The organism is Sphingomonas sp., assembly GCF_030145815.1.
Classification (GTDB): domain Bacteria; phylum Pseudomonadota; class Alphaproteobacteria; order Sphingomonadales; family Sphingomonadaceae; genus Sphingomonas.
Window position 1 is genome coordinate 66,488 of sequence record NZ_JAIXHL010000001.1, and the last position, 11,745, is coordinate 78,232.

Below are 11,745 nucleotides of genomic sequence, written 5' to 3' on the forward strand. Positions count from 1 at the left end.
GCAATCGAGGAGCGCGACGATGCGGACGGCAATGGTGACGGGCGGGGCGCAGGGGATCGGGCGCGGCGTGGTCGAGCGGCTGCTGGGCGAAGGCTGGGCGGTGATGGCGATTGACCGCGACCGGGTCGCGTTGCGCGAACTGGCCGAGGCGCACGCGCCGCGCCCGCTGCGGACGCATCTGGCTGATGTCGGCGATGAGGCGGCGGTGGCCGATCTGTTCGCGGCCTGTGCCGCGTGTCGTAAGGAGATCGGTGCCGAGGGGCTCGACCTGCTGGTCAGCAATGCCGGGATCGCCGATCCGGTCAGCGGGCCGATCGAGACATTGAGCCTGGCCGACTGGCGGCGCTGGCAGGACAGCCATGTCACGGGCGCTTTCCTGATGACGCGCGGGGCTGTGCCGCTGTTGCGGTCGCGGCGCGGTTCGATGGTCTTCATCGCCTCCACCCGAGCGTTTCAGTCCGAACCCGATACCGAAGCCTATGCCACGGCCAAGGGCGGGCTGGTGGCGCTGACCCATGCGCTGGCGGTCAGCCTTGGCCCCGACATCCGCGTCAACGCGATCTGCCCGGGCTGGATCGAGACCGGGCCGTGGCAGAAATCATCGGCGCGAGCGGAGCCGGAGCATCGCCCGATCGACCGCGAACAGCACCCGGTCGGTCGCGTCGGCACGCCCGACGATATCGCCGATGCCGTGCTCTACCTCACCGATCATGCCGGCTTCACCACCGGTCAGGCGCTGGTGATCGACGGCGGGATGAGCCGCAGGATGATCTATGCCGACTAATCGCCATTTCGCGCAAACCGGCCCTTGACCACGAGTCGCGCCCCGTGCTGTCATAGACATGTCACGGCTGGCGGCGAATAAGCCCCCGGTCGCGAGCGACGCGCGGCGAGAGAGGGGGACCATGTACCATCCCGATCTGATCCGACATCCGGAAGGGTGCCCGGCGCTCGTGCTCAATGCCGACTACACGCCTTTGTCTTATTATCCGCTGAGCGTGTGGCCGTGGCAGACCGCGATCAAGGCGGTGTTCCTCGACCGCGTCGATATCGTCAGCCATTATGAGCGCGAGGTGCGCAGCCCGACCGCGTCGATCAAGCTGCCGAGCGTGATCGCGCTCAAGCAATATGTGCGGCCGTCGCAATTCCCCGCCTTCACGCGCTTCAATCTGTTCCTGCGCGACAAGTTCGAATGCCAATATTGCGGCAGCCACCGCGACCTGACCTTCGACCATGTCATCCCGCGCGCGCAGGGCGGGCGCACGACATGGGAGAATGTCGCGACCGCCTGTGCGCCGTGCAATCTGAAGAAGGGCGGGCGCACGCCGAAACAGGCGGCGATGCCGCTGTTCATGCCGCCGATCCGCCCGACCAGCTGGCAGCTGCAGGAACATGGCCGCCGCTTCCCGCCCAATTACCTCCACGATACCTGGCGCGACTGGCTCTACTGGGACGTCGAGCTGGAGGCTTAGCCCTTCCCCACCATATCATCGTCACCCCGGACTTGTTCCGGGGTCCACTGCGCGGCAAGGTCGGTCTTCCAGGCTCTTGCGATGCGCGCGCGGCTGAGTGGACCCCGGCACAAGGCAGGGGTGACGAACAAGGGTGAAGCGGAATGACGGGACTGACGGTCGATCGGCGCACGGCGCTGGTACTTGGAGTTGGCGGTGCGGCAAGCCTTGCACTTCCCGCCTGGGCCCAGCAGGCCGCGCCCGCACCGCTCGATGCTGCGGTCGACCCGATCGTCGCGAACTTCATGCGCGCCTTTGAAACGCCGGGCATCGCCGTGGCGATCGTGCGCAAGGGACAGCCGGCATGGCTCAAGGGCTATGGCGTGCGCACCATGGGCATGGCGGCTCCGGTCGATGTCCACACCCGCTTCGGCATCGCGTCGAACAGCAAGGCGTTCACCGCCGCCGCGCTCGCGATGCTGGTCGAGGAGGGGAAGCTCGGCTGGGACGACCGGCTGACGCAGCATATGCCCGAATTCAAGATGGCCGACCCGACGGTCACCAGCCTGTTCAACGTCCGCGACCTGCTCGTCCACCGCTCGGGCCTCCCGCTCGGTGCGGGCGACCTGCTCTACTTCCCCAAGTCGAACCGGACGGTGCAGGACGCGGTGCGTGCGCTGCAATTCCTGCAACCGGTGCGCCCGTTCCGCGGCGGCTATGATTACGACAACATCCTCTACATCGTCGCGGGCGCGCTGATCGAGGCCAAGTCCGGGATGAGCTGGCGCGACTTTGTCCGCACGCGGATGCTCGAACCGCTCGGCATGGCCGATGCGGTGCCGTCGTTGGAGCTGCTCAAGACCAGCAATGCCGCGGGGCGCCATGCGCGGCTGGGGCCGCCGGTGCGCGGCGTCGGGCCGATGCAGGTCATCGAACCCGATGAATCCCCGGTGGTCGATGCCGGGGCCGGGATCAATGCGAGCATCGCCGACGTTGCCAAATGGCTGGAGGTTCAGCTGGCGCTGGGCGCGCTGCCCAACGGCAAGCGCCTGTGGAGCGCCGACAGCGCCGCCGCGATGTGGAGCCCGCAGGTGGTGGTCGCGTCGAGTGACGGGCCGACCGACCTTAACCCGGTGCGGTCGATCATGCAGGGCTATGCGCTCGGCTGGTTCGTCCAGGATTATCGTGGCCGCCGGCTGATCAGCCATTCGGGCGGGCTGTCGGGCCAAGTGACCCAGACCGCGCTGATCCCGTCGGCCGGCATCGGCGTCGCGGTGCTGAGCAATACCGAGGACAGCGTATCGGGCGGCATCCGCAACGCGCTGCTTGACCATCTGCTCGGCATGCCCGCCTATGACTGGGTCGCCAATTATGTCGCGCGTAACAAGCTGGCGACCGAAAATGCCGTCGCCGCGCTGGGCGATGGCGACGCCAAACGTCCCGAGGGCGGGCCGAGTCTGCCGCTCGCTGCCTATGCCGGGCGCTATCGTGATCCATGGTATGGCGACATCGTGGTCAAGGCGCGCGGCGACGCGCTGTCGATCGACTTCGTGCCGCATCCGCAATTCGCCAGCCGGCTCGATCCATGGGGCAAGGACGCGTTCCGCACGCGGATGACGCCGGGCAAGGGCGAGGACGCGGTGGTCACCTTTACGATCGCGGACGGCAAGGTCACCGGGGTGACGATGAAGGCGCTCTCCCCGCTCGCCGATTTCAGCTATGACTATCACCACCTGGCGTTCGTGCCGGTGGCGTGAGGCGCGTGACGCGATGACAGGCTGGCAACAGGCGATGCACGGCGGAGCGTTTGATGCGTGCGCCGCCCCGCGCCCCGTGCCCCTTGCTCAAACTGTTATACGAGCATAATACAGTGTCCGGCTCCATGCGATACGACACACTCTATCCCGAAATCCCCGACGCGCGCGGTCCTGTGGCTCAGCCCCAGCCGGCCGGAGCCAGCGGCGGCGCGGGGCCTCCGCTCGGCGACTATACGGTCAACCTGCCGGTCATCGTGCGGCGTCGGAAATGGCGGTGGGTGCCGCGCGTGCTGGCAGTGCTAATCCTGCTGTTTCTCGCGGCGGTGGCGTGGCTGGTGTGGACCGCGCCGCTGTCCAAGTCGCTCGAACCGCCGGTGCCCCCTTCGATCACCTTGCTCTCGGCAGAGGGAACGCCGATTGCGCGGACCGGTGCGGTGGTGGGCAAGCCGGTCGATGCGTCGCAGCTGCCCGAACATGTGGTCCAGGCATTCGTGGCGGTCGAGGACCGGCGCTTTCAGTCGCATTGGGGCGTGGATCCGCGCGGCATTTTGCGCGCCTTCGTCAACAACATGTTCACCGACAATGGTCGCCAGGGTGGCAGCACGATCACCCAACAGCTGGCCAAGAACGCCTTTCTCAGCTCCGATCGCACCTTCGGACGAAAGTTTCAGGAGGTGCTGATCGCCTTCTGGCTGGAAGCGTGGCTGACCAAGAATGAGATCCTGTCGCGCTATCTGTCCAACGTCTATTTCGGCGACAATCAGTACGGCCTCGACGCCGCCGCACGGCACTATTTCAGCCGCCCGGCGACGGATCTGACCACAGCCCAGGCGGCGATGCTGGCCGGGCTGGTCAAGGCACCCTCGCGCCTCGCCCCGTCGAGCAACCTGTCGGGCGCGCGCGAGCGCCAGGCGGTGGTGGTGCAGACCATGGTCGACGCCGGCTTCCTGACCGAGGCGGAGGCAAAGGCAATCCGCCCCGCCCGGCTGCGCCTGTCCAAGGTCGAGACGCTGCCCAGCGGCACCTATTTCGCCGATTGGGTGTTGCCGCAGGCACGCGACCGATCGGGCGAGATCGCGACCAACCAGACTGTGACCACCACGCTCGAAACGCGGATGCAACGCGCCGCCGAACGTGCCGTGCGCAACGCCGCGCTGCGCAAGGCACAGGTCGCGATCGTTGCAATGCGCCCCGATGGCCGCGTGATCGCGATGGTCGGCGGCAAGAATTACGCCGCTTCGCCCTTCAACCGCGCAACCCAGGCACAGCGCCAGCCGGGATCGACCTTCAAACTGTTCGTCTATCTCGCTGCCCTGCGCTCCGGCATGACCCCGGATTCGATCGTGCAGGACGAACCGGTCACGATCGGCGACTGGAGCCCGAAGAACAGCGACGGGCGCTATCGCGGGCCGATCACGCTGCGGGAGGCGTTCGCACGGTCGAGCAACGTCGCCGCCGCGCGACTGACTCAGCGGGTCGGCGTGCCAGCGGTGATCCAGGCTGCGCGCGATCTGGGTATCACCAGCCCGATCCCGAACGAGGCGTCGATCGCACTCGGTACGTCGAGCGTGTCGCTGCTTGAGCTGACCGCCGCCTATGCCGCGATCGCCAGCGGGACCACTCCGGTCCGCCCGCGCGGCCTGGCGGACTCGGACGAACCCGGCTGGGCGGCGCGACTGACCGGATCGGTGCGTTCGCTGTCACGGCGTGAGCTGGACGGGATGCGCGAGCTGCTGGCGGCAACCGTTTCGGGTGGCACGGGACGTTCCGCTGCCCTTGCTATTGACACGTTCGGCAAGACCGGAACGACCCAGGACAATCGCGACGCGCTGTTCCTTGGCTATGCCGACGGGATCATCACCGGCGTGTGGATGGGCAATGACGACAACAGCCCCAATGCCGGGCTGGCGGGCGGCGGCGCGCCGGCGCGGGTGTGGCGCGATTTCATGAGCCAGGCTCTGGGCGTCGCCGCGCTGCCGCGGCCCGAGCCGGTGGTGGAAAATGTCGGCGATGTGCTGGTCGAGGACCCGGAAAACTTCATCGACGATGGCGTCGAGTTCGAAGGCAGCTTCGGTGACCGCGACCTCGGCGTCCGCGTCAACCGCGACGGCAGCATCGAAGTTACCCGGACGCGCCGCGACGGACCGGCCGAGGATGAGTTCGTCGACGAACCGCGCGATCGCGCGCGCCGTGAGCCGGCCCCCGAAGACGAGTTCTAGGCGGGAATCTCGACCCCGTCCCACGCGAAGCACTTCCCGCTGTCGACTGGCTTCAGCCCCTCGATGACATCCAGCAGTTGCAACGCGGCGCGTTCGGGGTCGAACAGCTTGCCCGGTGCGACCGTGCCGCGAAATGGCTCCGACAGGCGCGTATCGACAGTCCCCGGGTGCAGCGCGACCACGATGGACCGGTCGTTGCGCCGCGCGGCGTCAATCGCGAAGTTGCGGATCAGCATGTTCAGCGCCGCCTTGGACGCGCGATAGCCGTGCCAACCGCCCAGCCGATTGTCGCTGATGCTCCCCACCCGCGCGGACAGCGCAGCGAACACAGGCGTGCCGGTGCGCGGCAGCAGCGGCAGGAAATGCTTGGCAACCAGCGCAGGGCCGATCGTGTTGATCGCGAACACGCGCGCCAGCCAGTCGGGGTCGAGGTCGCGCAGCGCTTTTTCCGGCCCGCGCTCGCCCTCGCCCAAGATGCCGGTGGCGACGAACACCAGCGACAGTGGCGGCCCGGATGCGACCCGCGCGGCGGCGGCGGCGATACTCGCCTCATCGGTCAGGTCGAGATGCGCGTCCCCGGCCAGTGACCGCCCGAAACGCCAGACCTTGGCATGGGTCCCTTCCTCATCCAGCGCATCCGCGAACGCGCCGCCGATCCCGCCGCTCGCGCCGATGACCACGGCGCACCCCGCGCTCACAGGTCGAGCTTTTCGTAATCCGCCGGTGGGTTGATCCCCTCCATCCGCTCGGCAAGCAGCGGGCGGAAGCTTGGGCGGCTCTTCATGCCGACATACCAGCGCTTGGCCTGCTCATGGCTCTTCCAGTCGATCCCGCCGAGATAGTCGGCGACACTGATCTGAGCGGCAGCCGCCAGATCGGCGAGACTCATCGTCGCGCCGCCCAGCCAGGTGCGGTGGTCGAGCAGGAAATCGATATAGTCGAGATGCGCGACCGCGGCCTTCATCGCTTCGCGCAGCGCTCCGCTGTCGGGCGTCGCACGCTGGACGATGCGCTTGATCATGCGCTCGTTGAGCAACGGGCCGGTAATGTCGCGGAAGAACTGGTTGTCGAACCAGCTGACGAGGCGCCGAATCTCTGCGCGGTCGGCGGCGCTACCGTTGAGCAGAGCAGCCTTGCTCACCGTTTCCTCGAAAAACTCGCAGATCGCGACCGAATCGATCAGCACGACGCCGCGATCGTCCGCCATCACCGGGGTCTGCCCGGCCGGGTTCATGTCGAGAAATTCGTCGCGCCGCTGCCACGGCGATTCGCGCACGGGCTCATAGCCGACGCCCTTCTCACCCAGGACGAGCCGCACCTTGCGCGAGAAAGGGCACAGGGGGAATTGATAAAGCTGCCACATGCCGACCGGCATAGGCGCGCGGGGCGGGGGGCGGCAAGCGGGCTCGGGTGCTGCCGCCGATTTTCTATGCGCTAGCCAAACCTGCTATGTTGGGCACGGCTCTCCAACGATGCTCCATCTCGTTCCGCCGGCTTTTCGCTGCACACCGACCAGCTTCACTCGGTCGCCCTCCTGCACCGGTGGCAGGCATCGCATCGGTCGGTCGATACCAACCTCGCCGCCGCTGTCACGGCGCATGACCAGCGACACGGACGCCTGCGCCCCGCTCTTGCCGGCCGGGAAATAGTGGCGGATGGAAATGACAGTCGCTTCAGTCCGGCTGATCGGGGAGTCCCGGTCGGGAAGTTTCGTCCAGGCAAACCAGCTGAAGCCTGCGACCAGCGCGACGCAGGCAACAGCCCCCGGGATGTCTCGCCGCGACAGAAACATCCAATCGCTCACTCCGCCGCGACCATCTCCATGCTGTCATCCAGCGGATGCGCCAGCCGCGTCAGCATTTCCTTCGGTACCACCTGCCAGAAATGCCCGCGCACCCGGTCCCAATCCTCGATCAGGCCGCGCGACCATTTGCTGTCGGTCGCCTCGGCATGGTCGGTGACCAGATTCTTGAGCACCGCTTCCCAATGCAGCGACGACAGCCGCTGCCACACGATGCTCTCGCCATTGGCGCGTGCGTCGAACGTGCCGCTTTCGTCATAGATGAACGCCATGCCGCCGGTCATGCCTGCGCCGAAGTTTGCGCCGACCTCACCCAACACCACCGCGACGCCGCCGGTCATATATTCGCAGCCATTGGCGCCACAGCCCTCGACCACCACCTGCGCGCCCGAATTGCGCACAGCGAAGCGCTCGCCCGCTTGGCCAGCCGCGAACAACCGGCCGGTGGTCGCGCCGTAGAGCACGGTGTTACCGATGATTGTATTGTCCTGGCTGGCGAGCGGCGAGCTGACCAGCGGGCGCACGACGATGGTGCCGCCTGACAGGCCCTTGCCGACATAATCGTTGGCGTCGCCGAACACTTCTAGCGTCACGCCCTTGCACAGGAATGCGCCGAGCGACTGGCCGGCCGATCCGCGCAGTCGGATCTGGACATGGCCGTCGTTGAGCTTCGACATGCCGAAGGTCTTGGTGATCTCGCTCGACAGCCGCGTGCCGACCGCGCGGTGGGTGTTGCGGACGTTGTAGGCGAGCTGCATCTTCTCGCCGCGCTCGAACACCGCCTTCGCGTCGGCGATGATCTGGGCGTCGAGACTGTCGGGCACCGCGTTGCGCCAGGTCGACAGGCTGAAGCGGCGCTCGCTCTCATCCACATCCACCTTGGCGAGGATGGGGTTCAAGTCGAGATCGTCGAGATGCTCGGCACCGCGGCTGACCTGCCGCAGCAGTTCGGTGCGCCCGATCACCTCGTCCAGGCTCTTGCAGCCGAGCTTGGCGAGGATTTCGCGCACCTCCTCGGCGATGAAGGTCATCAGGTTGATGACCTTTTCCGGCGATCCGGTGAACTTCTGGCGCAGCCGCTCGTCCTGCGTGCACACGCCGACCGGGCAGGTGTTGCTGTGGCACTGGCGCACCATGATGCAGCCCATCGCGACGAGGCTGAGCGTGCCGATGCCGAATTCCTCGGCACCCAGGATCGCGGCGATGACGATGTCGCGCCCGGTCTTGAGGCCGCCATCGGTGCGCAGCTTCACCCGGCCGCGCAGGCCGTTGAGGGTCAGCGTCTGGTTGACCTCCGACAGCCCCATTTCCCACGGCGTGCCGGCATATTTCACCGACGTCTGCGGCGACGCGCCGGTGCCGCCGACATGGCCGGCGACGAGGATGACGTCAGCATGCGCCTTGGCAACGCCCGCCGCGACCGTGCCGATGCCCGCGCTGCTGACCAGCTTGACGCAGACCCGCGCGCGCGGGTTGATCTGCTTGAGGTCGTAGATGAGCTGTGCCAGATCCTCGATCGAATAGATGTCGTGGTGCGGCGGGGGTGAGATCAGCGTCACCCCCGGCGTCGAATGGCGCAGCCGCGCGATGAACTCGGTCACCTTGAACCCGGGCAGCTGCCCGCCCTCACCGGGCTTGGCGCCCTGTGCGACCTTGATCTCCACTTCCTCGCACGCGCCGAGATATTCGGCGGTGACGCCAAAGCGACCGGACGCGATCTGCTTGATCGAGCTGTTGGCGTTATCGCCATTGGCGTAGGGCTTGTAGCGAACCGAATCCTCGCCCCCCTCGCCCGACACCGCTTTCGCACCGATGCGGTTCATTGCGATCGCCAGCGTCTCATGCGCCTCGGGCGACAGCGCGCCCAACGACATGCCCGGCGTCACGAAGCGCTTGCGGATTTCGGTGATCGCCTCGACCTGATCGATCGCGACGCCCTCGGTCGGGAAGTTGAATTCCAGCAGGTCGCGCAGGTAAACCGGCGGCAGATCGCGCACCCCGCGCGAAAATTGCAGATAGGTTGAATAGCTGTCGGTCGCGACCGCGGTCTGCAACGTGTGCATCAGCTGCGCACTGTACGCATGCGTCTCGCCGCCATGGCGCTGGCGATAGAATCCACCGATTGGCAGCGTCGCGACCGCGCTGTCATAGGCGGCGTCATGGCGCATCGTCGCGTTGAGGTGCAGCGAGGCATAGCCTTCGCCCGAAATCTTCGCGGGCATGCCGGGGAAGAAGTCATTGACCAGCGCGCGGCTGAGCCCGACCGCCTCGAAATTATAGCCGCCACGATAGCTGGAGATCACCGCGATCCCCATCTTCGACATGATCTTGAGCAGGCCTTCGTCGATCGCCTTGCGATGGTTCTTCAGGCACTGGTCGAACGACAGGTCGCCGAACAGGCCGCGCGCATGGCGATCGGCAATCGCCGCTTCGGCCAGATAGGCGTTCACCGTGGTCGCGCCGACGCCGATCAGCACCGCATAATAATGCGTATCTAGGCATTCGGCGGTGCGGATGTTGACGCTGGCGTAGGAACGCAGCCCCTTGCGGACGAGGTGCGTGTGCACCGCGGCCGCGGCCAGCACCCCGGCGATCGCAATGCGGTCGGGCCCGACATTCTCGTCGGTCAGGAAAATCTCGGTCTTGCCCGCGCGCACGGCCTGTTCGGCCTGCAGCCGGATGTCGGCGATGGCCGCGCGCAGCGTTTCCGGTCCGCCACCGGCGGGGAAACTGTAATCGATCTCCGCCGCCTGCGCGCCGAAATAGCCCTTCAATCGCGCCCAATCGCCATTGGTCAGCACCGGGCTTTCAAGCACCAGCACCTTGTTCGCGGTCTCCGCGGTGTCGAGGATGTTGGCGAGGTTACCGAAGCGCGTCTTGAGCGACATCACGTGCCGTTCGCGCAGACTGTCGATCGGCGGGTTGGTGACCTGGCTGAAATTCTGGCGGAAGAACTGGCTGATCAGCCGCGGCTTGTCGCTGATCACCGCCAGCGGCGTGTCGTCGCCCATCGACCCGACCGCCTCCTTGGCGTCGGTCACCATCGGCGACAGGATCAGCTCCATGTCCTCCAGCGTCTGCCCGGCCGCAACCTGGCGGCGGGTCAGTTCGGCGCGGGTCCAGGCCGGTGCCGCGTCCGCCGCTGCGGGCAGGTCGTCGATCCCCATGAACTCGCCGATCATCGACGCGTAATCATATTCCCCGGCGATGCGGTCCTTCACCTCGCCATCGGTGTAGAAGCGGCCTTCGTCCAGATCGACCGCGATCATCTGGCCCGGCCCCAACCGTCCCTTGGCGACCACGGTTGCTTCGGGGATCTGGACCATCCCGGTCTCCGAGCCGACGACCAGCAGCCCGTCCGACGTGCGGGTATAGCGCAGCGGGCGCAGCGCGTTGCGGTCGACGCCGGCCACGGCCCAGCGGCCATCGGTCATCGCGAGCGCCGCCGGGCCGTCCCACGGCTCCATCACGCTGGCGAGATATTTGTACATCGCCAGATGCTTGTCGGGCATCGCGTCGATCGCCTGCCACGCCTCGGGCACCAGCATCAGCTTGGCGGTCGGCGCGTCACGGCCGGAGCGACAGATCGCCTCGAACACCGCGTCGAGTGCTGCGGTGTCGGACGCGCCCGCCGGGATCACCGGCTTGATATCCTCCGAATGCTCGCCGAACGCGGTCGCCGCCATCTTGATCTCGTGGCTCAGCATCCAGTTCTTGTTGCCGCGGATCGTGTTGATCTCGCCATTATGGGCGAGGCAGCGGAACGGCTGGGCCAGCCACCATTGCGGGAAGGTGTTGGTCGAATAACGCTGGTGAAAGATCGCGACGCGGCTGACGAAGCGTTCGTCGCGCAGGTCGGGATAGAATTCCGACAGCGATTCCGCGAGGAACAGCCCCTTGTAGATGATCGAGCGGCACGACAGCGAGCAGATGTAAAAGCCGCTGATCTGCGCGGCGATGATCCGCTTTTCGATGCGCCGGCGGACGAGGTAGAGGTTCTTCTCGAACTCCGCCGCGCTCTGTTCGTCGGGCATAGGCCCGGCGATCATGATCTGCTCGATCTCGGGCCGGGTCGCCTGCGCTTTTTGCCCGATGACCGAAACATCGACCGGCACCTGCCGCCAGCCATAGATGGTGTAGCCCGCGTCGATCAGCACGCTTTCGACGATCGTGCGGCACGCCTCCTGCGCGCCCAGATCGACGCGCGGCATGAAGATCATTCCGACCGCCAGCCGGTTGGGCAACACGCGATGCCCGCTGGCGAGGACCGCATCGTCAAAGAAGCGCAGCGGCAGGTCGACATGCAGTCCGGCGCCGTCGCCGGTCTTGCCATCGGCATCGACCGCGCCACGATGCCAAACCGCCTTCAACGCATCGATCGCACCCTGCACCACGCGGCGCGACGGCTGTCCATCGATCGCCGCGACCATGCCGACGCCACAGGCATCGCCTTCGAATTCGGGGCGGTACATGCCTTCACGGGCAAGGCGTTCGCGTTGGGTTTCGGTGGTCATGTC

The 11,745-nt window shown here is 66.6% G+C and carries 8 protein-coding genes; 4 read left to right on the forward strand and 4 right to left on the reverse strand.

Annotated features, from left to right (window positions below):
• Positions 1-19: 19 nt before the first annotated feature.
• From KYX69_RS00385 to KYX69_RS00400, 4 genes are all read left to right on the forward strand, one after another.
• On the forward strand, positions 20-784 hold the full coding sequence (locus KYX69_RS00385; RefSeq protein ID WP_300492554.1) for an SDR family oxidoreductase: 765 nt from the start codon (positions 20-22) through the stop codon (positions 782-784).
• A gap of 121 nt (positions 785-905) precedes the next feature.
• A complete protein-coding gene (locus KYX69_RS00390) occupies positions 906-1,472 on the forward strand; it encodes an HNH endonuclease (protein ID WP_066662179.1) in 567 nt (188 codons plus the stop codon).
• Between the two features lie 143 nt (positions 1,473-1,615).
• Positions 1,616-3,208, forward strand: coding sequence for a serine hydrolase (locus KYX69_RS00395; RefSeq protein WP_300492555.1), 1,593 nt, complete (start codon positions 1,616-1,618; stop codon positions 3,206-3,208).
• Between the two features lie 113 nt (positions 3,209-3,321).
• Positions 3,322-5,427: a transglycosylase domain-containing protein gene (locus tag KYX69_RS00400; protein WP_300492556.1), complete on the forward strand. Its 2,106-nt coding sequence runs from the start codon at positions 3,322-3,324 to the stop codon at positions 5,425-5,427.
• Here KYX69_RS00400 and KYX69_RS00405 read toward each other — a convergent pair.
• The 4 genes from KYX69_RS00405 to gltB all read right to left on the reverse strand — a co-directional run bounded on the left by KYX69_RS00405 (position 5,424) and on the right by gltB (position 11,742).
• A complete protein-coding gene (locus KYX69_RS00405) occupies positions 5,424-6,125 on the reverse strand; it encodes an SDR family NAD(P)-dependent oxidoreductase (RefSeq protein ID WP_300492557.1) in 702 nt (233 codons plus the stop codon). The two genes, KYX69_RS00400 and KYX69_RS00405, sit on opposite strands and share 4 nt — an antisense overlap.
• Positions 6,122-6,790, reverse strand: a complete 669-nt coding sequence (locus tag KYX69_RS00410; RefSeq protein WP_300492558.1) for a glutathione S-transferase family protein — start codon at positions 6,788-6,790, stop codon at positions 6,122-6,124. The genes KYX69_RS00405 and KYX69_RS00410 overlap by 4 nt, the downstream gene beginning before the upstream one ends.
• 84 nt (positions 6,791-6,874) lie before the next feature.
• Positions 6,875-7,231 (reverse strand): hypothetical protein, encoded by a 357-nt coding sequence (locus KYX69_RS00415; protein WP_300492559.1) that lies wholly within the window; start codon positions 7,229-7,231, stop codon positions 6,875-6,877.
• Positions 7,228-11,742, reverse strand: a complete 4,515-nt coding sequence (gene gltB / locus KYX69_RS00420) for a glutamate synthase large subunit (protein ID WP_300492560.1) — start codon at positions 11,740-11,742, stop codon at positions 7,228-7,230. Before gltB ends, KYX69_RS00415 begins: the two co-directional genes overlap by 4 nt.
• Between the last annotated feature and the right edge of the window lie 3 nt (positions 11,743-11,745).

Excerpts from the sequence above, each read along its gene's own strand:
- KYX69_RS00385 (WP_300492554.1), top strand. The coding sequence starts at position 20 with ATGCGGACGGCAATGGTGACGGGCGGGGCGCAGGGGATCGGGCGCGGC.
- KYX69_RS00390 (WP_066662179.1), top strand. The coding sequence starts at position 906 with ATGTACCATCCCGATCTGATCCGACATCCGGAAGGGTGCCCGGCGCTC.
- KYX69_RS00395 (WP_300492555.1), top strand. The coding sequence starts at position 1,616 with ATGACGGGACTGACGGTCGATCGGCGCACGGCGCTGGTACTTGGAGTT.
- KYX69_RS00410 (WP_300492558.1), bottom strand. The coding sequence starts at position 6,790 with ATGTGGCAGCTTTATCAATTCCCCCTGTGCCCTTTCTCGCGCAAGGTG.
- gltB (WP_300492560.1), bottom strand. The coding sequence starts at position 11,742 with ATGACCACCGAAACCCAACGCGAACGCCTTGCCCGTGAAGGCATGTAC.